The following is a 24,732-nucleotide window of genomic DNA, read 5'->3' as shown; positions in this document are numbered from 1 at the left end:
GGCACCTCTCGCGCCCTGTCGACCATCCGAAAGCGAGAGCACCGTGATCAAGCCCGACCTCGGCATCACCGTCCCCGACGAGCTCGGCTCGGTCCACTTCATCGGCATCGGCGGGTCGGGGATGAGCGGCATAGCGCGCCTTTTCCACCACGCCGGTCACCGCGTCACGGGCTCCGACGTGCGCGAGTCGCACCCGATCGAGCAGCTCCGCGAGCTCGGCATCCCAGTCGCCATCGGGCACGACGCGGCCCACCTCGGCGACGCGGAGGCGGTCGTCGTCACCTCCGCGCTCTGGCAGGACAATCCGGAGTACCTGCTCGCCAAGGAGCGCGGCCTCCCCGTGCTGCACCGGTCGCAGGCGCTCGCCTGGCTGGTCCGCGGGCACCGGCTCGTCGCCGTCGCCGGCGCGCACGGCAAGACGACCTCCACCGGCATGATCGTCACCGGGCTCCTCGGCGTCGATGCCGACCCCAGCTTCGTCAACGGCGGCATCATCGAGAGCCTCGGCACCTCCTCCGCCGCGGGGTCGGGCGAGGTCTTCGTCGTCGAGGCCGACGAGTCCGACGGCAGCTTCCTCCTCTACGACGCGGCGGTGACGCTGATCACCAACGTCGATCCCGACCACCTCGACCACTACGGCTCGCTCGAGGCGTTCGAGGAGGCGTTCGTCACCTTCGCGTCGAACGCCGGCGAGCTCGTGGTCGTCTCCTCCGACGATCCCGGTGCCGTCCGCGTGTCCGAGAAGCTCTCGGGGAAGCGGGTCCTCACCTTCGGCGAGGCGGAGGGCGCCGACGTCCGTGTCGTCGACCTGGAGCTCGTCGGCCCGGTCGGCTTCTCCCTCGAGTACGAGGGCCGCCGCTACTCCGCACGCCTGCGCATCCCCGGTCGCCACAACGCCGTCAACGCTGCCGGCGCCTTCGCGGTCCTGGTCGGCCTCGGCTTCGAGCCCGCCGCGTCGCTCGAGGCGATCGCGGCCTTCGGAGGCACGGAGCGCCGCTTCGAGCTGCACGGCTCGGTCCGCGGTGTCAGCGTCTACGACGACTACGCGCACCACCCCACCGAGGTGGCGGCCGCGCTCTCCGCCGCGCGCACCGTCGTAGGGGAGGGGCGCATCATCGCCGTCCACCAGCCCCACCTCTACAGCCGCACGAGGCTCTTCGCCCGGGAGTTCGCCGAGGCGCTCGAGCTCTACGCCGACGAGACCGTCGTCCTCGACGTCTACGGCGCGCGAGAGGATCCGGAGCCCGGCGTCACCGGCGCCCTCGTCAGCGGGAAGTTCGCCGACCCGTCGCACGTGACGTTCCTCGCCGACTGGGAGGAGGCGGCCCGCCGCACCGCCGAGATCGCGCGAGAGGGCGACTTCGTGATCACCCTCGGCTGCGGCGACGTGTACCGGATCATCCCGCAGCTGCTCGAATCGCTCGGAGCGAGCGAGGGCGCTCCGGTCGCTCGATGACCCGGGGCCAGGTCTCCAGGAGCAGCGCATGAAGCGCCCCGACGGCGTCCGACCGGCTCGGCCGCCGGGCCGCGTCGAACCGGCGGAGACCGCGTCGAGCGGAGAACCCACGGAGCCGATCCGCATCGTCTCGCCGCTCACGGTGAAGAAGGCGCCGGCTCCGACGCCCGAAGCGCCTGCTCGTCCGTCGGCGGGGGCACGGGTCGGAGCACGGCTCGGCAGCGTCCGGCTGCCGGGCGGAGAGCGCCGCGACGTCGCCCGAGCGGCGAAGGAGCGGCGACGGTTCGAGCGAGGCGAGGTCCGGCGCTTCACCAAGCGCGCCCGTCGCCGGCGCACCATCGCGCTGGTCACCGCCGGATCCCTCGCGGTCCTCGCGCTCATCGTGGCGATCGCCGCGTACTCGCCACTCATGGCGGTCAGGACGATCGAGATCTCGGGGACGCAGCGCGTCAGTGCCGGCGAGATCCAGGCGTCGCTGTCGGATCAGATCGGCGTACCGCTCACTCTCGTCGACCGATCGGAGGTGGGAGCCGTGCTCGGCGCGTATCCGCTCGTGCAGAGCTACTCGGTGCAGACCCGCCCGCCGAGCACCCTCGTCGTCACCGTGGTCGAGCGCACCCCGATCGCCGTCTTCGCGAACGCGGGGCGCTTCGACCTCGTCGATGCGGCAGGAGTCGTCATCGAGACGGCGGACGCCGCTCAGCCGGGCTACCCGATCGTCACGACGCCGACGGGGGGCGCCTCCGGAGCCGCCTTCCGGGTGATCGCACAGGTGCTTCGCACCGTCCCCGCCAGCCTGGCCGGTCAGGTGACTGCCGTTGCGGCGACCACGGGCGACGACGTCGCGCTGACGCTCTCGAACGGCTCCGTCGTGATGTGGGGCGGGTCCGACCAGTCGGCGCTGAAGGCTGTCGTGCTCGAGAAGCTGATGGCCGCCGCGGATCCGGCCACTGTCAGGACCTATGACGTCTCATCACCGCAGGCCGCGGTCACCGCGCCCCGATGAGAGCGGATCCGGTCGGCTCTTTGCCGAATGCGGGCGTGTCTGCTGGGGGCAGCGACGCACTCCGCCTACCGTCAGACGAACCCCACATGCATACTCAGTATAACTTTAAGCCTCAACTACAGGTTTAAGGTTCAGCCCGGAGGCCGGAGACGTGACGTCAAACCAGAACTATCTCGCCGTGATCAAGGTCGTCGGCATCGGCGGTGGCGGCGTCAACGCCGTCAACCGCATGATCGAACTCGGCCTGCGCGGCGTCGAATTCATCGCCATCAACACCGACGCACAGGCGCTCCTGCTCAGTGACGCCGACGTCAAGCTCGACGTCGGACGCGAGCTCACCCGCGGACTCGGCGCCGGCGCCGACCCCGAGGTCGGCCGTCGCGCCGCCGAGGACCACGCGGAGGAGATCGAGGAGGTGCTCGCGGGTGCCGACATGGTCTTCGTCACCGCGGGCGAGGGCGGCGGAACGGGCACCGGCGGTGCCCCCGTCGTCGCGCGCATCGCGAAGTCGATCGGCGCTCTCACCATCGGTGTGGTCACGAAGCCGTTCGGCTTCGAGGGCCGTCGCCGTCAGACTCAGGCCGAGGCGGGTGTCGCGACCCTGAAGAACGAGGTCGACACCCTCATCGTCGTCCCCAACGACCGCCTCCTCGAGATCAGCGACCGCGGCATCTCGATGCTGGAGGCGTTCGCGACCGCCGACCAGGTGCTCCTCGCCGGTGTCCAGGGCATCACCGACCTCATCACGACCCCGGGTCTCATCAACCTCGACTTCGCCGACGTGAAGTCGGTCATGCAGGGCGCGGGTTCGGCGCTGATGGGCATCGGCTCCTCCCGCGGAGCCGATCGGGCGATCAAGGCCGCCGAGCTGGCGGTCGCCTCACCGCTGCTCGAGGCCAGCATCGACGGCGCGCACGGCGTGCTCCTCTCGATCCAGGGCGGGTCGAACCTCGGCATCTTCGAGATCAACGACGCCGCCCGGCTGGTCCAGGAGGCGGTGCACCCCGAGGCGAACATCATCTTCGGTGCGGTCATCGACGACACCCTCGGTGACGAGGTGCGCGTCACGGTCATCGCGGCGGGCTTCGACGGCGGAGAGCCCGGTGCTCAGGCGCCTGCCCAGCTCGCTCAGCCGCGCGCGCAGCAGAGCGCTCCCGCCGAGAGCGCCGCGGAGCCCGCTCCCGCTCCGGTCGCCACGCCGGCCGCCGGCTCGATCTGGTCGAGCACGCCGGTCGCCGCCCCCGCCCCGGTCGCCGACCCGTCGTTCGACGACGACGAGAGCGACCTGGACATCCCCGACTTCCTCAAGTAGTCGTCGTGGTCGATCCGGGGCTGTCCGAGCGCTGGAGCGCCGTCTCCGAGCGGGTCGCCGACGCGGCCCGCTCGGTCGGCCGTGATCCGTCGGAGCTCACGACGATCGTGGTGACGAAGTTCCACCCCGTCGAGCTCCTCCAGGGCCTCCTCGAGCTGGGGGTCGTCGACTTCGGAGAGAACCGGCACCAGGAGGCGCAGGAGAAGGCCGCCGTCCTCGAGGGCACGGCGGCCCGGTGGCACTTCATCGGGCAGCTGCAGAGCAAGAAGGCGCGGCAGGTCCGGCGCTACGCCGACGCGGTGCACTCGGTCGACCGACTCGCCCTGGTCCCGCTGCTCGATATCGCCGAGGGCGACCCCCTCGACGTGTTCCTCCAGGTCGACCTGAGCGGGGATCCGGGTCGCGGAGGAGCCGCCCCGGTCGACGTCGACGCGCTCGCGGACGCCCTCGTCGCGGCTCCCGGTCTGGTCCTGCGCGGCGTGATGGCCGTCGCTCCGCTCGGCGAGGAGCCGCGCGCCGCGTTCGCCCGCCTGCGCGTGCTCTCGGAGCGCGTGCGCGCCGTCGATCCGGCGGCGAGCGCCATCTCGGCCGGCATGTCGAACGACTTCGCGGAGGCGATCGCCGAGGGCGCGACACACCTGCGAATCGGTTCCGCAATCACCGGCAATCGGCCCGCTCGCCCGTAATCTCGTCACGACCCACCTGTGCGCGATCCACCCGCGCACGATCCACCCGTGGGAGTGACGACGACACGGAGGACACCCATGGCCAACCCGCTGAAGAAGACGATGGTCTACCTCGGACTCGCCGACGAGGAGATCGAGTACGAGCGCGCCGACACCGTCGAGGCGGCTCCCGCCACTGCCCATCGCGCACCGGTCTCCCCGGTCCAGCCCGTCCCCCCGGTCGAGCAGACCCCGCAGCCCCGCGCGACGGTCACCCCGCTCCGCAAGCCCACCCCCCAGACCCCGAAGGCGACGGCACACGCCGAGATGAACGAGATCCTCACCGTCCACCCCAAGCAGTACCGCGACGCCCAGGTCATCGCCGAGAACTTCCGCGACGGCATCCCGGTGATCATCAACCTCTCGCAGATGAGCGATGCGGACGCCCGTCGTCTCATCGACTTCGCGAGCGGACTCTCGCAGGGCCTCTACGGCCGGATCGAGCGTGTGACGAGCAAGGTCTTCCTTCTCTCGCCGTCGCACATCACGGTCGCCGGCGATTCGGCTTCCGCCGAGAGCGACGCCGACGCGTCGTTCTTCGCGAAGTCCTGATCGCGGGAGCCCTGTTCCGCGGTGAACTCCGTCGTCTCGCTCCTCGGGAGCGTCCTCTACTTCCTCCTCCTGCTCTACTTCTTCGCGATGTGGGCCCGGTTCGTCCTCGACCTGGTCCGTGTGATCCGTCGCGACTGGCGTCCACGCGGGGTCGGCCTCGTCGCCGCGGAGACGGTCTACACCGTCACGGATCCGCCGATCGCGTTCTTCCGCCGGCTGATCAAGCCGGTCTCGATCGGACCGATCGCGCTCGACTTCGGCTGGAGCCTCACCATGCTCTGCGTCATCGTCGGCATGTACATCGCCACCTGGCTCCAGGCCGCGTGACACCCGGTCGCCGCCCTCCGGGTGGCGTCGGCCGGGTGCCCGCCGTGCGTGTGCTGTCGCCCTCGGCGCTGTCGCCCCGGTAGGATCGATCGTCGTGCAGGGGAACCCTGCATCGTCGGCGCCGTATCGTCGGCGCAGACCGGACGTCGCCCGCGGTGCTCGCACTGCGCCTCGGGCTCGAAGTTGCTAGCTTTAGTCGAACGTTTGTCAACGTGTACCTACTTGAAATCGAAGGTGGAAAGCCATGGCGCTCACTCCCGAAGATGTTGTCAATAAGCGGTTCCAGCCGACCAAGTTCCGTGAGGGATACGACCAGGACGAGGTCGACGACTTCCTCGACGAGGTCGTCGTCGAGCTGCGCCGCCTGAACCAGGAGAACGAGGAGCTGCGCCAGCGCCTCTCCGCCGGCGACTCCCGCATCTCCGACCTCCAGCGCGACGGCGGAGCAGCCGACGCGCCGGCCCCGGTCGTCGACGAGGCTCCCGCTCCGGAGCCCGAGCCGGAACCCGAGCCCGAGCCGGCTCCCGCACCGGTCGTCGCTCCCGTCGCCTCGCAGGCCGCTCCGGTCGACGAGGCCGAGAGCTCCAGCGGACTCCTGCAGCTCGCTCGTCGTCTCCACGAGGAGCACGTCCGCGAGGGTGCAGAGAAGCGTGACGCCCTGGTAGCAGAGGGGCGTGCCACGGCCGCCCGTCTCGTCGCCGAGGCCGAGGCCAAGCAGCGCGCGCAGATCGCCAAGCTCGACGAGGAGCGCGCCGCGGTCGAGGAGCGCATCGACGGTCTCCGCACCTTCGAGCGCGAGTACCGCCAGAAGCTGAAGAGCTACATCGAGGGCCAGCTCCGCGACCTCGACACCCAGCCGGTGTCGGCCGAGGCGTCCTCCTTCCCCGGTTTTGGGGCGTAGTTCCGCCGCAGCGAACGTCAGGCCGAGGGTGCTGGTCACCCTCGGCCTCGTTGCGCTCGCGGTCTTCGCGATCGACCAGACCGCGAAGTACCTGGTCACGACGAACCTCGTCCTCGGCGAGGACGTCCACATCCTGGGCGACGTCCTGATCTTCCACTACGTGAAGAACCCCGGAGCCGCGTTCTCGCTCGCGAGCGGCTCCACCTGGATCTTCTCGATCATCGCCGCGTGCGTGGTCGTCGCCGTCCTCTGGTTCGCGCGACGCATCCGCTCGACGGCGTGGGCGATCTTCTTCGGACTGCTGCTCGGCGGCACTCTGGGCAACCTCTTCGACCGTCTCTTCCGCGAGCCGTCGTTCGGCCTCGGCCATGTCGTCGACTTCGTCTTCACTCCGTGGCTGCTGCCTGCGATCTACAACATCGCCGACATCTCCATCTGCACCGCGATGGCGATCTTCGTGATCCTGAGTCTGCGCGGGGTCGGGCTGGACGGCACACGCGACTCCCGCACCGCCGAGGAGCCCGAGGCCCCGGCCGCCGAGGAGCCCGCGCACGACCCCGACGTCCGCGGCGGCGCCTGATGGTCCAGTCGCGCTCCCTCCCCGTCCCCGACGGGCTCGAGGGGTTGCGCGCCGACGCCGCTGTGGCCAAGCTGCTCGGCTTCTCGCGCACCTTCGCTGCCGAAGTGGCCGAGGCCGGGGGAGTGACGGCGGACGGACGCGTCCTCGACAAGAGCGACCGGGTCTCGGCCGGATCCTGGCTGAGCGTCGAGTGGTCGCCGAGGGAGGAGCCGCGGATCATCCCGATCGCGGTCCCCGATCTCGGGATCGTGCACGACGACGACGACATCGTCGTGATCGACAAGCCCGTCGGAGTCGCGGCTCATCCCGCCGTCGGCTGGGAGGGCCCGACCGTCCTCGGCGCCCTCGCCGCGGCGGGGTTCACGATCGCCACGTCCGGAGCGGCGGAGCGAGCGGGCATCGTGCACCGCCTCGACGCCGGGACCAGCGGGCTGATGGTCGTCGCCAAGTCGGAGAGGGCCTACACCCATCTCAAGCGCGCCTTCCACGACCGCACCGTCGAGAAGGTGTACCACGCGGTCGTGCAGGGGCACCCCGATCCGCTCGCGGGCACGATCGACGCGCCGCTCGGCCGGCACCCCTCCTCCGACTGGAAGTTCGCGGTCCGAGCCGATGGGAAGCCGTCGGTGACGCACTACGAGACGATCGAGGCGTTCCCGTTCGCCTCCCTGCTCGAGATCCACCTCGAGACCGGGCGCACCCACCAGATCCGCGTGCACATGGCCGCTCAACGCCACCCGTGCGTGGGCGACGCCATGTACGGGGCCGATCCGACGCTGTCCAGACGACTCGGTCTCACCCGGCAGTGGCTCGACGCGGTCCGGCTCGGTTTCACCCATCCGGGATCGGGGGAGTGGGTGTCGTTCGAGGCGTCCTATCCCGACGATCTGGCCCACGCCCTCGAGGTCCTCCGCGGCGAGTGATGCCCCTGCCCGGTGCGCCGTCGAGAGCGGATCCCGCGCTCCCGGCCGATGCCTCCCCCGGCGCGGTTAGACTTTCTGCCGCCCCGGTCGCGACCTCCTCCAGGTCCCCGGTCCCCCCGCCCGCAGTCCGTCGGAGGCGCATCCTTGCCGAGTAACGATTCCTTCGTTCACCTGCACGTGCACAGCGAGTACTCGATGCTCGACGGTGCTGCGCGCGTGAAGCCGCTGATCGACGCGGCGGTGGAGGAGGGCATGCCGGCGATCGCCGTCACCGACCACGGCAACGTCTTCGGCGCCTTCGACTTCTGGCGCACGGCGACGGCCGCGGGGATCAAGCCGATCATCGGCACCGAGGCCTACCTCACCCCCGGCACCCACCGCTCCGACAAGACGAGGATCCGCTGGGGCGACGGCGGGCAGGACGACGTCTCGGGTTCGGGCGCCTACACGCACATGACCCTGCTGAGCTCGACGACGACGGGAATGCACAACCTGTTCCGCCTCTCGTCGCGGGCGTCGATCGAGGGCTACTACTTCAAGCCCCGGATGGACCGCGAGATCCTCGCGGAGCACTCCGAGGGGCTGATCGGCACGACCGGGTGCCCGAGCGGCGAGGTGCAGACCCGCCTCCGGCTCGGCCAGTACAAGGAGGCTCGCCAGGCCGCCGCCGACTACCGCGACATCTTCGGCAAGGAGAACTTCTTCGCCGAGATCATGGACCACGGGCTCGACATCGAGCGCCGCGTGATCGGCGACGTGATCCGCCTCGCGAAGGACCTCGACCTCCCGCTCGTCGCGACGAACGACCTGCACTACACGCACGCCCACGACGCGACCTCGCACGCGGCGCTGCTGTGCGTGCAGTCCGGTACGACGCTGGACGATCCGAAGCGGTTCAAGTTCGACGCCGACGAGTTCTACCTCAAGTCGCCCCGCGAGATGCGTCAGGTCTTCCGCGACCACCCGGAGGCGTGCGACAACACGCTGCTGATCGCCGAGCGCTGCGACGTGCAGTTCGACACCTCTGCGAACTACATGCCGCGCTTCCCGGTTCCCGAGGGGGAGACCGAGGACACCTGGTTCGTCAAGGAGGTCGAGGCGGGCCTGAACGAGCGCTACCCCGACGGCATCTCGCAGGAGGTGCGCGACCGCGCCGACTACGAGACCCGCGTCATCCTCCAGATGGGCTTCCCCGGCTACTTCCTCGTCGTCGCCGACTTCATCAACTGGTCCAAGCGCAACGGCATCCGCGTGGGCCCCGGCCGCGGATCGGGCGCCGGCTCGATGGCCGCCTACGCGATGAAGATCACCGACCTCGACCCGCTGCGTCACGGACTGATCTTCGAGCGGTTCCTCAACCCCGACCGCGTCTCGATGCCCGACTTCGACGTCGACTTCGACGACCGTCGCCGCGGCGAGGTCATCCGCTACGTCACCGACAAGTACGGCGACGAGCGCGTCGCGCAGATCGTCACCTACGGCACCATCAAGGCCAAGCAGGCGCTGAAGGACGCCTCCCGCGTGCTGGGATTCCCGTTCGGTATGGGCGAGAAGCTCACCAAGGCGATGCCCCCGGCGATCATGGGCAAGGACATCCCGCTCACCGGGATCAACGACCCCGAGCACCCCCGCTACAAGGAGGCGCTCGACGTCAGGAACGTGATCGCCGAGGATCCGCAGGCGAAGCTCGTCTTCGACACGGCACTCGGGCTCGAGAACCTCAAGCGCCAGTGGGGCGTCCACGCCGCGGGCGTCATCATGTCGAGCGATCCGCTCAAGGACATCATCCCGATCATGAAGCGGGAGCAGGACGGCCAGATCGTCACGCAGTTCGACTACCCCGCGTGCGAGTCGCTCGGCCTCATCAAGATGGACTTCCTGGGGCTGCGGAACCTCACGATCATCGACGACGCCCTCGACAACATCCGGGCGAACCGCGGTGAGGACCTCGTGCTCGAGGACCTCGAGCTCGACGACCCCGCCGCCTACGAGCTGCTCGCCCGCGGCGACACGCTCGGCGTCTTCCAGCTCGACGGCGGGCCGATGCGCGGTCTCCTGCGACTGATGAAGCCCGACAACTTCGAGGACATCTCGGCCGTCCTCGCGCTCTACCGGCCCGGGCCGATGGGAGCCGACTCCCACACCAACTACGCGCTGCGCAAGAACGGCATCCAGCAGATCACCCCGATCCACCCCGAGCTCGAGGAGCCGCTCGCGGAGGTGCTCGGCGGCACATACGGACTGATCGTCTACCAGGAGCAGGTGATGTCGATCGCGCAGAAGCTCGCCGGCTTCACGCTCGCGCAGGCCGATCTGCTCCGGCGCGCGATGGGCAAGAAGAAGAAGTCCGAGCTCGACAAGCAGTTCGAGGGCTTCTCGGGCGGCATGGCCGACAACGGCTACTCGATGGCCGCGGTGAAGACGCTCTGGGACATCCTGCTCCCCTTCTCGGACTACGCCTTCAACAAGGCGCACTCGGCGGCCTACGGAGTCATCTCGTACTGGACCGCCTACCTCAAGGCGCACTACCCCGCGGAGTACATGGCCGCGCTCCTGACGAGCGTCGGCGACTCCAAGGACAAGATGGCGGCCTACCTCAACGAGTGCCGGCGGATGGGGATCAAGGTCCTCCCGCCTGACGTCAACGAGTCGATCGGGTTCTTCGCCGCGGTCGGCACCGACATCCGCTTCGGCCTCGGCGCCGTGCGCAACGTCGGCACCAACGTCGTCGAGGGCATCCGCACGGCGCGCGAGGAGAAGGGGCGCTTCGAGAGCTTCCACGACTTCCTCCGCAAGGCGCCGCTGCCGGTGGCCAACAAGCGCACCATCGAGTCGCTGATCAAGGCCGGCGCCTTCGACTCGCTCGGATCGACCCGGCGCGCGCTCGTCGAGGTCCACGAGGCCTCCGTCGAGGCGGCCGTGGGCGAGAAGCGCAACGAGGCGAACGGACAGGTCGGCTTCGACTTCGACAGCCTCTGGGACGAGCCGCAGGCGGCGATCCAGGTGCCGGAGCGACCCGAGTGGGCCAAGCGCGACAAGCTCGCCTTCGAGCGCGACATGCTCGGCCTCTACGTCTCGGACCACCCGCTCGCCGGGCTCGAGACCGAGCTCGCCAAGCACTACAGCACGACCATCGTCGACCTGCTCGGATCCGACTCGATCGCCGACGGCGAGACCGTGGTCGTCGCAGGGCTGGTCACCAGCGTCCAGCACCGGATGGCGAAGACCTCGGGCAACCAGTACGGCATGATCCAGGTCGAGGACTTCGGCGGCGAGATCACCTGCATGTTCATGGGCAAGGCGTACCAGGAGTTCGCACCGGCCCTCACCAACGACTCGATCGTCGTCGTCCGTGGCCGTGTGAGCATGCGGGACGACGGGATGAACCTGCACGCGTTCAGCCTCTTCGCTCCCGAGCTCAACCAGGACGGCGACTCGGGCCCGCTGACCGTCTCAATGCCGGAGTCGCGCGCGACGACCGACACGGTCTCGCAGCTCAGCGACGTCCTCATCCGGCACTCCGGCCGCACCGAGGTGCGCCTGAAGCTGATCAAGGGCGAGACCGCCCGCATCTTCGAGGTGCCCTTCCCGGTGCGGATCACCCCCGACCTGTTCGGAGAGCTCAAGTCCCTCCTGGGGCCCAACTGCCTGTACTGAGGTGATGTCGAAGCCGGTCCCTGCCCGGCTTCGCGCGGTCGGCTTCCAGAGGTGGTTGCGCAGGTGGAGCGTCCTGCGCACGGCTAGATCGATTCGCTGAGACGCGAATCGACCGTTTGCTGTGTTCGTCGCAGAGCCCGTCCCTGCCGGGCTCTGCGCAGTCGGCTCTCCGAGGTGGTTGCGCAGGTGGAGCGTGGTGCGCACGGCTAGATCGATTCGCTGAGACGCGAATCGACCGTTCGCCTCGGAGGTGGTCGCGCCGGCTGTCGGCGGGGTCCGGCTGCGCCGAGACAGGCCGGCCCGGTGGTCGAGTCGCACCGCAGGGGCGTATCGAGACCGACCGTCGTCGGGGGGTGGCCCGTACGCCTGCGTCGCCGGAGGGGGTGGGGGCGGGCCGGTAGACTGGGGGCGCCATGATCCAGACTCTCGACCTCCGGGGCCGTCGTCCGTCCGCGACCGAACTGCTCGCTCTCGTGCCCCGCAATCCGGGCACCAGCGCGAACGTCGGGCCGGTGGTCGCCGAGCTGATCGCCGACGTCCGCGCTCGCGGGGCGGAGGCACTCCTCGAGCAGTCCGAGCGGCTCGACGGCGTCCGCCCGCCGCACCTGCGGGTGCCCGCCGAGCACATCGCCGCGGCCGTCCGCGACCTCGATCCCGGCATCCGGCGTGCCCTCGAGGAGGCGATCGACCGGGTCCGCCAGGCGAGCGCCGCGCAGATCCCGCCGGCCCGCACCACGCGCCTCGACGATGGAGCGACGGTCACGCAGCGCTGGCAGCCGGTCGCCCGCGCCGGCCTCTACGTCCCCGGCGGCAAGGCCGTCTACCCCTCGAGCGTCGTCATGAACGCCGTTCCCGCGCAGGCGGCGGGCGTCGCCTCTGTCGCGATCACCTCGCCTCCGCAGAAGGCGTTCGGCGGAGCTGTGCACCCCACGATCCTCGCGGCCGCGGGGCTCCTCGGCATCGACGAGGTCTACGCGGCCGGGGGAGCGGGCGCCGTCGCCGCCCTCGCCTACGGCGTCGACTCGATCGGGCTCGAGCCCGTCAACATCGTCACCGGCCCCGGAAACGTCTGGGTGACCACCGCCAAGCGGCAGGTCCTCGGCCAGGTCGGCATCGACTCCGAGGCCGGACCGACCGAGATCCTCGTGATCGCCGACTCCAGCGCCGACCCGCGACTGGTCGCCGCCGACCTGATCAGCCAGGCCGAGCACGACGAGTCCGCCTCGGTCGTCCTCGTCACCGACGACATCGAGCTGGCGCGCGCCGTCGAGCGTGAGGTCGAGCAGCAGGCGGCTCGCACGCACCACTCCGAGCGCGTCGCCATCGCTCTCGGCGGCCCGCAGTCGGCACTCGTGATCGTCGACGACCTCGACACCGCCTGCGCCTTCAGCGACGCCTACGGCCCCGAGCACCTCGAGCTGCACACGGTCGACCCTGCTGCGACCGCCGAGCGGATCCACGACGCCGGCGCGATCTTCCTCGGCCCCACCTCTCCCGTGAGCCTCGGCGACTACCTCGCCGGCTCGAACCACGTGCTGCCGACCCTCGGGCAGGCCCGCTTCTCCTCCGGGCTCGGCGCGTACACCTTCCTCCGCCCGCAGCAGCTGATCTCGTACGACCGCGCGGCCCTCGAGCGCGTCGCCCCGTACATCCGCGCCCTCAGCGACGCCGAGGCGCTGCCCGCGCACGGCGATGCGGTCGACGCGCGCTTCGCCTGATCCCGAGAGGCCACTCCGATGTTCTGCCCCTTCTGCCGGCATCCCGACTCGCGGGTCATCGACTCGCGCACCAGCGACGACGGCCTCTCGATCCGCCGACGCCGCCAGTGCCCCGCCTGCGGCCGTCGCTTCTCGACCACCGAGACCGCGAGCCTCGTCGTGATCAAGCGCAGCGGAGTCGTCGAGCCCTTCAGCCGCGAGAAGATCGTCAGCGGCGTCCGCAAGGCGTGCCAGGGCAGGCCCGTCACCGACTCCGACCTCGCCGTGCTCGCCCAGCGGGTGGAGGAGCACATCCGCTCGACCGGCGCCTCGCAGATCGACGCGAACGACATCGGCCTCGCCATCCTGGCGCCGCTGCGCGAGCTCGACGAGGTCGCGTACCTGCGGTTCGCAAGCGTCTACCAGGCCTTCGACTCGCTCGACGACTTCGAGTCGGCGATCCTGCTGCTGCGGGCCGAGAGAGCCGGCGCCGTCTCCGGCGCCGACGAGGTCTGAGCGCCGTGTACCCGCTGCTGTTCTCGACCGTCCTGCGCCGTCTCGATCCCGAGCGAGCCCATCACCTCGCGTTCCCGGTCATCCGTGCGCTCGGGCTCGTCGCCCCGCTCGTGCGCCGTGTCACGATGCCGCGCGCCGACCTGTCGGTCGAGACGCTCGGCCTGCGCTTCGAGACCCCGTTCGGAGTCGCCGCCGGCTTCGACAAGGACGCCACCGCCGTCCTCGGGCTCGGTGCGCTCGGATTCGGCCACGTCGAGATCGGCACCCTCACCGCGCAGCCGCAGCCCGGCAACGACCGGCCGCGACTGTTCCGCCTGATCGCCGATCGCGCCGTCATCAACCGGATGGGCTTCAACAACCGCGGTGCCCGCGCCGCAGCGGGGCGCCTCGCGCGCCTGCGCAACGCGCGTCGTCGACCGGTCATCGGCGTCAACATCGGCAAAAGCCGCGTGGTCGCCGTCGACGACGCCGTCGAGGACTACCTGATCAGCGCCAGGATGCTCGCGCCGCTCGCCGACTATCTGGTCGTGAACGTGAGCTCCCCGAACACACCCGGCCTCCGGGGCCTGCAGGAGATCGACAGGCTCGAGCCCCTGCTCGCCGCGGTCGAGGACGCGGCCGACACCACTCCGCTGCTCGTGAAGATTGCGCCCGACCTCTCGGACGACGAGGTCGTGCGGGTCGCGGAGCTCGCCGTCCGCCTCGGCCTCGACGGCATCATCGCCACCAACACGACCCTCTCCCGCGAAGGCCTGCAGACCGATCCCGCCGTCGTCGAGCGTGCTGGAGCGGGCGGACTCTCGGGAGCGCCGCTCGCCGCACGCTCACTCGAGGTCCTGCGTCTCATCCGCACCGTCGTGCCGGCCTCGTTCTGCGTCGTCTCGGTCGGCGGAGTCGAGACCGCCGCCGATGTCCAGACCCGCCTCGATGCCGGCGCCACCCTCGTCCAGGGCTACACCGCCTTCATCTACCGCGGCCCCCTCTGGGCCCGCAGTGTCAACAGGGGGCTGCGCGAGCTCCGCTCGCTCCGCCCCCTCTGAGCCCCCGGAGCCGTCTACTGAGCCCGTCCTCGCCGGGCTCAGCGCAGTCGGCCAATATCAGTGGTCGCGTTCCGCAGAGCGTCCTGCGTCCGCCTGGACGGAATCGCTGGCACGCGATTCCGCCGTTCGGCTGCACCTCTCGACATACGGGCTCGCCAGCCAAGCATTCGCCTGCACGCCGCGACATCGAAGACCGCTCGGTCAGGAGGGTCTGTGTCAGCGACGCTCCGCGAGCCGAACAGGAGATCCGCGTTTCAGCGGATCTTCTTAGGCGTACGCAGGACGCTCTGCGAAACGCGACCACCTGCACGGGCCGACTGCGCTGAGCCCGGCGGGGACGGGCTCAGACTGAGCGCCGCGCAGCGGCGCTCAGCTCGGATACTGCCGGCGCTTGACCTGGGGCTTGGGGAGGCGCATGACGCGGAGCTGGAGGGCGCGCATCGCGGCGTACCAGCGGATGCCCTTCTCGACTTTGTCGGCTCCGTAGCGCTCGGCGAGCTTCCTGCGCAGGCGGATGCCGAGCAGGATGCAGTCGATGACCGCGAGGAGGAAGAACAGCCAGAGGATGACGAGCGTGGCGTACTGCAGCTCCGGCTGCGGGAAGAAGCTGAGCAGCAGGACGACGACCATCACCGGGATGAGGAACTCGCCGAGGCTGAAGCGCGCGTCGACCCAGTCCCGAACGAACTTGCGCTGCGGGCCCTTGTCGCGCAACGGAAGGTAGCGCTGGTCGCCGGCGGCCATGCCGATCCGGGCCTGCTCACGCTGCACGGCGGCCTTCTCGCGGGCGTCGCGAGCGGCCTGCTTGCGGTCGGTGGTGACGAGGGGCCGCTTGCGGGCCAGCTCCTGCTCGCGACGCGTCGGCGTCGGCCGGCCCTTCCCGGACGCCGCGGGGGTGGCGTCGTCGGGGCTGTCGGTTGCGATCGGGGGCTTGGCCACGGGGAACGTCCTTGGTATCGAGGGAGTTTCCTAAGATTACCTCCATGGCCCACGACGCTCCGACTCCGCCGTCCACACTCTCCGCCGACGAGGAGGCGGTGCTCGCCGCCGTCCGCGACGACCTGCCGCGATCGCTCGGCGAGCTCGGCCGGCTCGTGCGGATCCCCTCCGTCTCGTGGGACGGCTTCGACGCCACTCGCGTGGCCGCGAGTGCCGACGCCGTCGCCGAGCTGGCCCGCGAGACGGGGGTGTTCGAGGAGGTCTCGATCCGCCGCTCGACCATCGGCGACTCGGGTGTCCTCGGCCAGCCTGCCGTCCTCGCCACGCGAGCCGCCCGCAACGGCGCACCGACGGTCCTCCTCTACGCCCACCACGACGTGCAGCCCCAGGGCGCCGAGTCGTCGTGGGACACGCCTCCGTTCGAGCCGACCGTGCGGGGTGACCGCCTCTACGGGCGCGGGGCCGCCGACGACAAGGCCGGAGTGGTCTCGCACCTCGCCGCCGTCCGCGCGCTGCGCGAGGTGGCCGGCGACGACCACGACCTGGGGCTCGTCCTCTTCATCGAGGGCGAGGAGGAGTTCGGCTCGCGCTCGTTCCCGACGTTCCTCCGCGAGCACCACGACGCCCTGCGCGCCGATGTGATCGTCGTGGCCGACAGCGACAACTGGGACATCGACACGCCGTCCCTGACCGTCGGACTCCGCGGCAACGTCACCTTCACGCTCACGGTCCGCACCCTCGACCACGCCTCGCACTCGGGCATGCTCGGCGGTGCGGTCCCGGACGCGATGCTCGCGACTCTCCGGCTGCTCTCGACTCTCTGGACCGAGACGGGCGCAGTCGCTGTCGAGGGCCTCACCTCGCACGACGGAGTCGTCCCCGAGGTCGCGGAGGCGGAGTTCCGGCGGGACGCGGGCGTCCTCGACGGCGTCTCGCTGATCGGAGAGGGCCCGATCCTCTCGAGGGTGTGGTCGAAGCCGTCGATCACCGTCACCGGGATCGACGCGCCGAGCGTCATCGACGCGTCCAACACCCTCAGCCCGGCGATCACGGTCAAGATCAGCGCCCGGATCGCTCCCGGCCAGGCCGCCCCCGACGGCTTCGCCGCCCTCGAGCGCCACCTGCACGCGCATGCCCCGTTCGGTGCGCAGCTCGAGATCGACGACGTCGACACGGGCGAGCCCTTCCTCGTCGACACGTCGGGCTGGGCCGTCGGCCTGGTGAAGGACGCGATGGCGGACGCCTGGGGTCGCGACGCCCTCGAGACCAGCGTCGGCGGCAGCATCCCCTTCATCGCCGATCTCGTCCGCGAGTTCCCCGCCGCGCAGATCCTGGTGACGGGGGTCGAGGACCCCGACTCCCGCGCGCACAGCCCGAACGAGTCGCTGCACCTCGGCGTCTTCAAGCGCGCGGCGCAGACGGAGGCGCTCTTCCTCCTGCGCGCGGCGGCCCACCGCAGCGAGTGAGGCCGCGGATCCGGAATACCCGGGTCCGTCTCCCGGTTGCCACCGTAGAATCGGAGGCTCACGCCGTCCGATCCGGCCCGTTCCCCGAGGAGTGACATGTCCGACACGACACTGACAGCCGAGACGACGCCCGCGACCACCGCGCACGGCGTCTCGATGACCGAGACGGCCGCGGCCAAGGTGAAGAGCCTCCTCCAGCAGGAGGGTCGCGACGACCTGCGTCTGCGCGTCGCCGTCCAGCCCGGTGGCTGCTCAGGCCTGATCTACCAGCTCTACTTCGACGAGCGCACGCTCGACAACGACGCCGTGGTCGAGTTCGAGGGCGTCGGCCTCGTGGTCGACAAGATGAGCGTCCCCTACCTCGACGGCGCCTCGATCGACTTCGAGGACACCATCCAGAAGCAGGGCTTCACGATCGACAACCCCAACGCGCAGGGCAGCTGCGCCTGCGGCGACAGCTTCCACTGAGGGTCGTCCGCGGCGACACGCCGCACCCGTCCGGCGCCCGACAGCCCCCGCCAGGGGCCGTCGGGCGCCGTTCGTCGTCCCTGCCACCGCGAGCTCCGGACGTCAAGAGCGGGGTCGCTGCGTCGGGGTCGCGGACCGGCAGAGTAAGCTAGCGACGGTCTAATACAGTTTCGTGTGAACTGGTCCCCAGTCTTCCGAAAGGTCACCGGTGCGCTTCAATCGCCGTCTCCGCAGGTGGGTCGCTGCCCCCGTTGCAGGAGCCCTCGCCCTCGTTCTCGCGGGCTGCACGCAGGAGCAGCTCCAGGGCTGGCTCCCCACCGAACCCGGGACGACGAACCACGTCGACCGCGTCATCGGACTCTGGGTCACCTCCTGGATCGTCCTGCTGGCAGTCGGTGTGATCACGTGGGGTCTCACGATCTGGGCGGTCGTCGTCTACCGCCGCCGGAAGGGCCAGACCGGCCTGCCCGTGCAGCTGCGGTACAACATGCCGATCGAGATCTTCTACACGATCGTGCCGCTGATCCTCGTGATCGGCTTCTTCGCCTTCACCGCGCGCGACCAGGCCGCCATCGAGCAGCCCTACGACGACCCCGACGAGACCATCCAGGTCTACGGCAAGCAGTGGGCGTGGGACTTCAACTACGTCGACGAGGACGTCTACTCCGCCGGCATCCAGGGCCAGTACGAGGGAGGCACCGGCGACGCCGCCGGTTCGCTCGTCGAGTCCGAGGTGCCCACCCTCTACCTGCCCGTCGGCAAGAAGATCACGATCCAGCTCGATGCTCGCGACGTGATCCACTCCTTCTGGGTCGTGGACTTCCTCTACAAGAAGGACATGATCCCCGGCAAGACGAACTTCATGTACGTCACTCCGCTGAAGGAGGGCACCTACTCCGGTAAGTGCGCCGAGCTCTGCGGCGAGTACCACTCCGCGATGCTCTTCAACGTGAAGGTCGTCTCCGAGGGCGAGTACGAGGACTACATCCAGTCCCTTCGCGACGCGGGCCAGACCGGCCAGCTCGGCGCGGAGTACGACCGCAACAGCAACCTTCCCGGCACCGACGCGCCGGTCCGCACCGAGAACGAGGAGTAAGGGAGCATGAGCACCGCGACAGCACCCGCCCCGTCGTCCCGCGCATTCGGCACACCGCCGGTCGAGCGCAAGGCGAACGTCCTCGTTCGCTGGATGACGTCCACCGACCACAAGGTCATCGGGTACATGTACCTGATCACGTCCTTCATCTACTTCTGCATCGCGGGAGTGATGGCGCTGGTCATTCGTGCCCAGCTCTTCGAGCCCGGCCTCGCCGTGGTCGAGACCCGCGAGCAGTACAACCAGCTCTTCACGATGCACGGCACGATCATGCTGCTGATGTTCGCGACGCCGCTGTTCGCCGGGTTCGCCAACGTGCTCATGCCGCTGCAGATCGGCGCCCCCGATGTCGCCTTCCCGCGACTCAACGCGCTGGCCTACTGGTTCTACAGCTTCGGCTCGCTGATCGCGGTCGCCGGCTTCGTGACGCCGCAGGGGGCCGCCTCCTTCGGCTGGTTCGCCTATGCGCCACTCTCGAGCACGACGTTCTCGCCAGGGTTGGGCGGCAATCTCTGGGTCTTCGGACTCGCCCTCTCCGGTTTCGGCACGATCCTCGGCGCCGTGAACTTCATCACGACCATCATCACGATGCGCGCGCCGGGCATGACGATGTTCCGCATGCCGATCTTCACGTGGAACATCCTCGTGACGTCGATCCTCGTGCTCCTCGCGTTCCCGGTCCTCGCGGCCGCGATGTTCGCCCTCGGAGCCGACCGCGTCTTCGACGCGCACATCTACGACGCGGCCAACGGCGGCGTGCTGCTCTGGCAGCACCTGTTCTGGTTCTTCGGGCACCCGGAGGTCTACATCATCGCGCTGCCGTTCTTCGGCATCGTGTCCGAGGTCTTCCCGGTGTTCAGCCGCAAGCCGATCTTCGGCTACAAGACCCTGATCTACGCGACGATCGCGATCGCCGCCCTCTCCGTCACCGTGTGGGCCCACCACATGTACGTGACCGGGTCGGTCCTCCTGCCGTTCTTCTCGCTGATGACCATGCTGATCGCGGTTCCGACCGGCGTGAAGATCTTCAACTGGATCGGCACCATGTGGCGCGGCTCGGTGACGTTCGAGACCCCGATGATCTGGGCGATCGGCTTCTTGATCACCTTCACCTTCGGTGGTCTCACCGGCGTGATCCTCGCCTCGCCGCCGCTCGACTTCCACGTGTCCGACTCGTACTTCGTCGTGGCGCACTTCCACTACGTCGTCTTCGGGACCGTCGTCTTCGCGATGTTCTCGGGCTTCTACTTCTGGTGGCCGAAGTGGACCGGCAAGATGCTGAACGAGACGCTGGGCAAGTGGCACTTCTGGCTCCTGTTCATCGGCTTCCACACCACGTTCCTCATCCAGCACTGGCTCGGCGTCGTGGGTATGCCCCGTCGCTACGCCAGCTACTTGCCCGAGGACGGGTTCACGTGGATGAACCAGCTCTCGACGGTCGGCGCGATGATCCTCGCGGTGTCCCTGATCCCGTTCTTCCTCAACGTGTACATCACGGCCAGGAAGGCGCCCAAGGTCACCGTGAACGACCCGTGGGGCTTCTCGCGCTCGCTCGAGTGGGCGACCTCGTGCCCGCCGCCCCGCCACAACTTCACGTCGATCCCGCGCATCCGCAGCGAGGCTCCGGCCTTCGACCTCAACCACCCCGAGGCGGGCATCCCCGTCGGCATCGGGCCGGCGAAGGACGCTCCCGACGCCCCCACGTACGACAAGTCCGAAGGCACGGTGAAGTAGGGCCATGCGCGCGAACGTCAATCTGTTCTGGCTCCTCGCCGGCTTCTTCCTCCTGGCCGATGCCATCTACATCACCTGGTCGCTGATCGATACCGGTCAGGTCGAGTGGGTCGGCACCGTGGGCATCGCCCTCTCGTCGGTGCTGGGCGCGTTCATCGCGTTCTACGTCGGCCGCGTGCACAAGGCGCAGGGCGCCGAACTGCCCGAGGACCGTCTGGACGCGGACATCGACGACGGCGACCCCGAGCTGGGCTTCTTCAGCCCGTGGAGCTGGTGGCCGCTGATCCTCGGTGCCTCGGCTGCGCTGGCCTTCCTCGGCCTCGCCGTCGGCTTCTGGATCGTCTACATCGCAGTCGGACTCTTCCTCGTCGCGATCGCCGGCTGGGTCTACGAGTACTACCGCGGGTACTTCGCCCGCTGAGGCGACGACTCCGGTGACAGGGCCGGGTGCTGAGGGTCTTCTCCTCTGGCACCCGGCCCTTCCTGACTTCTCGGGTGACGGCGACAGCGGGCCTGGGTAGCCTCGTCGCATGACCGATCGTGCCGTGCCCAACCTGCCGTCCCGCGACCTCGACACCACGGTGCGGTTCTACGCGACGATCGGGTTCGCCCCCGAGTACCGCGATGACCGATGGCTGATCCTGCGCAGAGACGGAGTCGAGCTCGAGTTCTTCCCCTTCCCCGACCTCGAGCCGGAGAAGAGCTCGTTCCGCTGCAGCATTCGAGTCGACGACGTCGACGAGCTGTACCAGCGGATCCTCGACGCCGGTGTCGAGGAGGGGACCGGAGGCCGGCCGTGCCTGCACCCCGTCCGCAGGGAGCCAGGGGGGCAGCGCGTCGGCTTCTTGGTCGACCCTGACGGGACGCAGTTGCAGCTGATCGAGAACGCCCTTCCGTCGACCCCGCTATCGCCGCAGGAGCGCTCCCCGGGCGCCGTTCCCTACCTGTTCCTGCCCGGCTCTGCACGAGAGGCGCTGAGCTTCTACGGCTCCGTCTTCGGCGGTGAGCTGGAGCTGCACACGCGCGCCGAGTTCGGCCGCCAGGACGGATCGCCCGAGGCCATCGCCCACGGGAGCCTCCGAGGTCCGGTGCCGCTCTTCGCCGCGGACGAGGACGCCTCCGGCTCGATTCGGACGGAGGGGATGCTGCTCTCCCTGCTCGGAGCCGCGGACCCGGAGAGGACGGCGCAGTGGTTCTCCCGCCTGTCGGAGGGAGCCGTCGACGTCGATCCGCTGCAGCAGCGTCCGTGGGGCGATCACGACGGGCAGGTGACCGACCGGTTCGGCGTGCGCTGGCTGCTCGGCTACTCGGGGTGATCAGCGGCGGAGGGGAGGGGACGGCGCACCCGCCCCTCCGGAGGTCGCTGAGGCCGTATGAGGGGCGGAGGCATGGCTCCCCGGCCCCGCTGTCCGCGGTGTCGGTCCACCGGTCGCTGCGGTTCTGGACGCCGGCGTCGTCGAGACGGGCCGCTCCGGCTTCCCTCAGGGAACGCCGGTCGCGGATGTCGGCGGCTGTGCCCGCTCCACCGGCGCAGTGCGGCCCTCGCAGCGCAGGAACGCCGAAGGGCCCGGACGACGGATCGTCCGGGCCCTTCGGCGTTGAGGAGTATCAGTGCTCGCTGTGCGAGGACTCGAGCTCCTTCTGGGTGACGGGCGTGATGCGGTCCTCGAAGAACCACTTCGAGAGGCCGGCACGGACGCGCTGCGGGGCGGTGATGCGGCCGCGCGAGTCGGGACGGATCATCAGCGGCTGGTACTCGTCCTGACTGACCAGCTTCCAGCGCTCGTACTCGTCGAGCTGCTGGTGCACCTCGATGAACTCGCCTCCGGGGAGGCGGACGATGCGGCCGGACTCAAAGCCGTGGAGGGCGATCTCGCGATCCTTCTTCTGCAGCGCGAGGCAGATGCGCTTCGTGATGAAGTACGCGATGAAAGGACCGACGATGACCGCGAACTGCAGGGCGTGGATGACGCCCTCCATCGTGAGGTGGAAGTGCGTCGCGATGATGTCGGACGACGCCGCGGCCCAGAGGCCGGCGTAGAACGTGACACCGGCCGCGCCGATGGCGGTGCGGGTCGCGGCGTTGCGCGGGCGGTCGAGCAGGTGGTGCTCGCGCTTGTCACCCGTGATCCAGGCCTCGATGAACGGGTACAGCATCACCAGGACGATGAAGAGCCCCAGACCGCCGAGCGGGATCAGGATGTTGAACGACAGCGTGCCGATGCCCGGGATGGCCCACTCGAGTCCCGGCGGGATCAGACGCAGAGCACCGTCGGCGAAGCCGATGTACCAGTCGGGCTGGGTGCCGGCGGACACGGGGGAGGGGTCGTACGGTCCGTAGTTCCAGATCGGGTTGATCGTGAAGAACGAGGCGATGAGGACGACGACACCGAAGACGATGAAGAAGAATCCACCGGCCTTGGCGGCGTAGACCGGCAGCACCGGGTAGCCGACGACGTTCTGCTCGGTCTTGCCGGCTCCGGGGAACTGGGTGTGCTTGTGCACGACCACGAACACGAGGTGAAGCGCGATGAACGCGAGCACCAGGGCCGGGAGCAGGAGGATGTGCAGGGTGTAGAGGCGGCCGACGATGTCGGTGCCCGGGAACTCACCGCCGAAGAGGAGGAACGAGATCCAGGTGCCGACGATCGGGATGCCCTTGACCATGCCGTCGATGATGCGCAGGCCGTTGCCCGAGAGCAGGTCGTCGGGGAGCGAGTAGCCCGTGAAGCCCTCGGCCATCGCGAGGATGAAGAGGACGAAGCCGATGACCCAGTTGAGCTCGCGCGGCTTGCGGAACGCGCCGGTGAAGAAGATGCGGAGCATGTGCAGGCCGATCGAGGCCACGAACAGCAGGGCCGCCCAGTGGTGGATCTGGCGCATCAGCAGGCCGCCGCGGATGTCGAACGAGATGTCGAGCGAGGAGGACATCGCCGCGGACATCTCGATGCCCTTGAGCGGCAGATAGCTGCCCTCGTAGTGCGTCTCGACCATCGAGGCCTGGAAGAAGAAGGTGAGGAAGGTACCCGACAGCAGGATGATGACGAAGCTGTACAGCGCCACCTCACCCAGCAGGAAGGACCAGTGGTCGGGGAAGATCTTGCGACCGAACTCCTTGACGACCGCGGAGATGCTGGTGCGCTCGTCGATGTAGTTCGAGGCGGCTCCGACGTAGCCCTTCTGCAGCTTGCCGCTGCCGAGGATGACGCCGTCGCCCTGCTCGGCGGGGGAGCCGGCGGGGCGTGAGGGGGTGGTGGTGGACATGGTGGTCATCGCTCCCAGAAGGACGGTCCGACGGGCTCCGTGAAGTCGCTCTGCGCGACCAGATAGCCCTCGTCGTCGATGGTGATGGGTAGCTGCGGAAGCGGGCGCTTCGCGGGTCCGAAGATCACAGCGGCTTCACGCGTGATGTCGAACTGCGACTGGTGGCACGGGCACAGCAGGTGGTGGGTCTGCTGCTCGTACAGTGCCACGGGGCAGCCGACGTGCGTGCAGATCTTGGAATAGGCGACGATCCCGTCGTAGTTCCAGGTCTCGCGACCCTCGCTGACGATCAGGTCTTCCGGCTTCAGGCGCATCAGGAGGACGGCGGCCTTGGCCTTCTCCTCCAGCTTGCCCTCGACCTCGTCGAGTCCCTCGGGGATGACGTGGAAGGCGGAACCCAGGGTGACGTCCGATGCGAGGATCGGAGCGCCGGAGGGGTCCAGGGTGAGCCTCGTGCCCTCGCGCCACATCGTGGTCTTGAGGAGGGCGACGGGGTTCTGGTCCTGCGGGCCGAGGCCGCGGAACAGGATCACGGCGGGCAGGGGGAAGACGACCAGGGCGCCGATGAGGCTGTTCCGGACGAGGGAGCGGCGGCCGAAGCCGGACTCCTTGTCGGACTGGTCGAAGATCTCGAGCGCACGGGCACGGGTGTCCTCGGCGCTGCGGACGGGGTGGCGGATGTCGATGCCCTCGTGGTCGGACATCAGCTGCTTGCCCCAGTGGACGGCGGCGATGCCGATGCCCAGGAGGGCGAGCGACATGCCGAGCCCGATGAACAGGGTGTTGAGGCGCACCGAGGCCACGTCCTCCGTGATCGGGAACGCCATGTACGCGGCGACCGCGAAGATGGAGCCCGCGAAGGAGAGGTAGAAGAGCGTGTACACCGTGCGCTCGGCACGCTTCTCGACCTTGGGGTCGAGGTCGGTCATCCGGGGGCGGTGCGGCGGGAGACCCGGGTCCTGGACGCGTCCCCGCGTCACGACCGCGGTGCCGGCCGGAGCCGTCCCGTGCCCGGTGGCCGACGAGGTGGCGAGGTCCGTGCCACCCTCATCGTGCTCTGCCATGGTTCTCCT

22 protein-coding genes are annotated in these 24,732 nt (G+C 69.3%); 19 read left to right on the top strand and 3 right to left on the bottom strand.

Annotation, left to right across the window (positions count from 1 at the left end; all coding sequences use genetic code 11):
* The first annotated feature begins 43 nt into the window (after positions 1-43).
* The 13 genes from murC to ASG06_RS13480 all read left to right on the top strand — a co-directional run bounded on the left by murC (position 44) and on the right by ASG06_RS13480 (position 14,692).
* Entirely contained in the window at positions 44-1,456 is a 1,413-nt protein-coding gene (murC, locus tag ASG06_RS13540) for a UDP-N-acetylmuramate--L-alanine ligase (RefSeq protein ID WP_056043102.1), read from the top strand.
* Between the two features lie 28 nt (positions 1,457-1,484).
* Positions 1,485-2,462 carry an FtsQ-type POTRA domain-containing protein gene (locus ASG06_RS13535; RefSeq protein WP_082499232.1) on the top strand — a complete coding sequence of 326 codons (978 nt, stop codon included), beginning with the start codon at positions 1,485-1,487 and terminating at the stop codon, positions 2,460-2,462.
* Between the two features lie 151 nt (positions 2,463-2,613).
* On the top strand, positions 2,614-3,774 hold the full coding sequence (ftsZ, locus tag ASG06_RS13530) for a cell division protein FtsZ (protein ID WP_056043099.1): 1,161 nt from the start codon (positions 2,614-2,616) through the stop codon (positions 3,772-3,774).
* 5 nt (positions 3,775-3,779) lie between these two features.
* A complete protein-coding gene (locus ASG06_RS13525) occupies positions 3,780-4,460 on the top strand; it encodes a YggS family pyridoxal phosphate-dependent enzyme (RefSeq protein WP_056043094.1) in 681 nt (226 codons plus the stop codon).
* Between the two features lie 78 nt (positions 4,461-4,538).
* Entirely contained in the window at positions 4,539-5,051 is a 513-nt protein-coding gene (locus ASG06_RS13520; protein ID WP_056043091.1) for a cell division protein SepF, read from the top strand.
* Positions 5,052-5,072: 21 nt separating this feature from the next.
* Positions 5,073-5,378 carry a YggT family protein gene (locus tag ASG06_RS13515; RefSeq protein WP_056043086.1) on the top strand — a complete coding sequence of 102 codons (306 nt, stop codon included), beginning with the start codon at positions 5,073-5,075 and terminating at the stop codon, positions 5,376-5,378.
* 244 nt (positions 5,379-5,622) lie between these two features.
* The gene (locus ASG06_RS13510) at positions 5,623-6,279 is read left to right on the top strand and encodes a DivIVA domain-containing protein (RefSeq protein ID WP_056043082.1); all 657 of its coding nucleotides are present in this window, start codon (positions 5,623-5,625) and stop codon (positions 6,277-6,279) included.
* Between the two features lie 28 nt (positions 6,280-6,307).
* The gene (lspA, locus tag ASG06_RS13505; protein WP_056043080.1) at positions 6,308-6,859 is read left to right on the top strand and encodes a signal peptidase II; all 552 of its coding nucleotides are present in this window, start codon (positions 6,308-6,310) and stop codon (positions 6,857-6,859) included.
* Positions 6,859-7,782: an RluA family pseudouridine synthase gene (locus ASG06_RS13500; RefSeq protein WP_056043078.1), complete on the top strand. Its 924-nt coding sequence runs from the start codon at positions 6,859-6,861 to the stop codon at positions 7,780-7,782. Before lspA ends, ASG06_RS13500 begins: the two co-directional genes overlap by 1 nt.
* Positions 7,783-7,977: 195 nt before the next feature.
* Positions 7,978-11,439 carry a DNA polymerase III subunit alpha gene (dnaE, locus tag ASG06_RS13495; RefSeq protein WP_056043547.1) on the top strand — a complete coding sequence of 1,154 codons (3,462 nt, stop codon included), beginning with the start codon at positions 7,978-7,980 and terminating at the stop codon, positions 11,437-11,439.
* A 413-nt stretch (positions 11,440-11,852) separates the two neighbouring features.
* A complete protein-coding gene (gene hisD, locus ASG06_RS13490; RefSeq protein ID WP_056043075.1) occupies positions 11,853-13,157 on the top strand; it encodes a histidinol dehydrogenase in 1,305 nt (434 codons plus the stop codon).
* An 18-nt stretch (positions 13,158-13,175) separates the two neighbouring features.
* Entirely contained in the window at positions 13,176-13,652 is a 477-nt protein-coding gene (nrdR, locus tag ASG06_RS13485; RefSeq protein ID WP_056043072.1) for a transcriptional regulator NrdR, read from the top strand.
* A 5-nt stretch (positions 13,653-13,657) separates the two neighbouring features.
* Positions 13,658-14,692 (top strand): quinone-dependent dihydroorotate dehydrogenase, encoded by a 1,035-nt coding sequence (locus tag ASG06_RS13480; protein ID WP_056043070.1) that lies wholly within the window; start codon positions 13,658-13,660, stop codon positions 14,690-14,692.
* 369 nt (positions 14,693-15,061) lie between these two features.
* Here ASG06_RS13480 and ASG06_RS13475 read toward each other — a convergent pair whose 3' ends face one another.
* Positions 15,062-15,631 (bottom strand): DUF3043 domain-containing protein, encoded by a 570-nt coding sequence (locus ASG06_RS13475; RefSeq protein ID WP_056043067.1) that lies wholly within the window; start codon positions 15,629-15,631, stop codon positions 15,062-15,064.
* Between the two features lie 44 nt (positions 15,632-15,675).
* On the opposite strand from ASG06_RS13475, the gene ASG06_RS13470 reads away from it, so the two are divergent.
* The 6 genes from ASG06_RS13470 to ASG06_RS20650 all read left to right on the top strand — a co-directional run bounded on the left by ASG06_RS13470 (position 15,676) and on the right by ASG06_RS20650 (position 21,711).
* Positions 15,676-17,097 carry a dipeptidase gene (locus tag ASG06_RS13470; protein WP_056043064.1) on the top strand — a complete coding sequence of 474 codons (1,422 nt, stop codon included), beginning with the start codon at positions 15,676-15,678 and terminating at the stop codon, positions 17,095-17,097.
* A gap of 96 nt (positions 17,098-17,193) precedes the next feature.
* Positions 17,194-17,565: an iron-sulfur cluster insertion protein ErpA gene (erpA, locus tag ASG06_RS13465; protein WP_056043061.1), complete on the top strand. Its 372-nt coding sequence runs from the start codon at positions 17,194-17,196 to the stop codon at positions 17,563-17,565.
* A gap of 208 nt (positions 17,566-17,773) precedes the next feature.
* A complete protein-coding gene (ctaC, locus tag ASG06_RS13460) occupies positions 17,774-18,661 on the top strand; it encodes an aa3-type cytochrome oxidase subunit II (RefSeq protein WP_056043059.1) in 888 nt (295 codons plus the stop codon).
* A gap of 6 nt (positions 18,662-18,667) precedes the next feature.
* Positions 18,668-20,395, top strand: coding sequence for an aa3-type cytochrome oxidase subunit I (gene ctaD / locus ASG06_RS13455; RefSeq protein WP_056043055.1), 1,728 nt, complete (start codon positions 18,668-18,670; stop codon positions 20,393-20,395).
* A gap of 4 nt (positions 20,396-20,399) precedes the next feature.
* Positions 20,400-20,816, top strand: a complete 417-nt coding sequence (locus ASG06_RS13450) for a cytochrome c oxidase subunit 4 (protein WP_056043052.1) — start codon at positions 20,400-20,402, stop codon at positions 20,814-20,816.
* Between the two features lie 109 nt (positions 20,817-20,925).
* Positions 20,926-21,711 (top strand): VOC family protein, encoded by a 786-nt coding sequence (locus ASG06_RS20650; protein ID WP_327205496.1) that lies wholly within the window; start codon positions 20,926-20,928, stop codon positions 21,709-21,711.
* Between the two features lie 292 nt (positions 21,712-22,003).
* Here ASG06_RS20650 and qcrB read toward each other — a convergent pair whose 3' ends face one another.
* Both qcrB and qcrA read right to left on the bottom strand, forming a co-directional pair.
* The gene (gene qcrB / locus ASG06_RS13435) at positions 22,004-23,659 is read right to left on the bottom strand and encodes a cytochrome bc1 complex cytochrome b subunit (RefSeq protein ID WP_056043541.1); all 1,656 of its coding nucleotides are present in this window, start codon (positions 23,657-23,659) and stop codon (positions 22,004-22,006) included.
* 5 nt (positions 23,660-23,664) lie between these two features.
* Positions 23,665-24,723 (bottom strand): cytochrome bc1 complex Rieske iron-sulfur subunit, encoded by a 1,059-nt coding sequence (gene qcrA, locus ASG06_RS13430; RefSeq protein ID WP_056043050.1) that lies wholly within the window; start codon positions 24,721-24,723, stop codon positions 23,665-23,667.
* Positions 24,724-24,732: the final 9 nt, after the last annotated feature.

The organism is Rathayibacter sp. Leaf185, assembly GCF_001423885.1.
GTDB lineage: Bacteria > Actinomycetota > Actinomycetes > Actinomycetales > Microbacteriaceae > Rathayibacter.
This window is presented reverse-complemented; position numbering and strand designations above follow the sequence as displayed.

Excerpts from the sequence above, each read along its gene's own strand:
- ASG06_RS13520 (WP_056043091.1), top strand. The coding sequence starts at position 4,539 with ATGGCCAACCCGCTGAAGAAGACGATGGTCTACCTCGGACTCGCCGAC.
- ASG06_RS13450 (WP_056043052.1), top strand. The coding sequence starts at position 20,400 with ATGCGCGCGAACGTCAATCTGTTCTGGCTCCTCGCCGGCTTCTTCCTC.
- qcrB (WP_056043541.1), bottom strand. The coding sequence starts at position 23,659 with ATGTCCACCACCACCCCCTCACGCCCCGCCGGCTCCCCCGCCGAGCAG.
- ASG06_RS13470 (WP_056043064.1), top strand. The coding sequence starts at position 15,676 with ATGGCCCACGACGCTCCGACTCCGCCGTCCACACTCTCCGCCGACGAG.
- ASG06_RS13510 (WP_056043082.1), top strand. The coding sequence starts at position 5,623 with ATGGCGCTCACTCCCGAAGATGTTGTCAATAAGCGGTTCCAGCCGACC.
- ASG06_RS13535 (WP_082499232.1), top strand. The coding sequence starts at position 1,485 with ATGAAGCGCCCCGACGGCGTCCGACCGGCTCGGCCGCCGGGCCGCGTC.
- ASG06_RS20650 (WP_327205496.1), top strand. The coding sequence starts at position 20,926 with ATGACCGATCGTGCCGTGCCCAACCTGCCGTCCCGCGACCTCGACACC.
- dnaE (WP_056043547.1), top strand. The coding sequence starts at position 7,978 with ATGCTCGACGGTGCTGCGCGCGTGAAGCCGCTGATCGACGCGGCGGTG.
- hisD (WP_056043075.1), top strand. The coding sequence starts at position 11,853 with ATGATCCAGACTCTCGACCTCCGGGGCCGTCGTCCGTCCGCGACCGAA.
- ctaD (WP_056043055.1), top strand. The coding sequence starts at position 18,668 with ATGAGCACCGCGACAGCACCCGCCCCGTCGTCCCGCGCATTCGGCACA.
- qcrA (WP_056043050.1), bottom strand. The coding sequence starts at position 24,723 with ATGGCAGAGCACGATGAGGGTGGCACGGACCTCGCCACCTCGTCGGCC.
- nrdR (WP_056043072.1), top strand. The coding sequence starts at position 13,176 with ATGTTCTGCCCCTTCTGCCGGCATCCCGACTCGCGGGTCATCGACTCG.
- erpA (WP_056043061.1), top strand. The coding sequence starts at position 17,194 with ATGTCCGACACGACACTGACAGCCGAGACGACGCCCGCGACCACCGCG.
- ASG06_RS13500 (WP_056043078.1), top strand. The coding sequence starts at position 6,859 with ATGGTCCAGTCGCGCTCCCTCCCCGTCCCCGACGGGCTCGAGGGGTTG.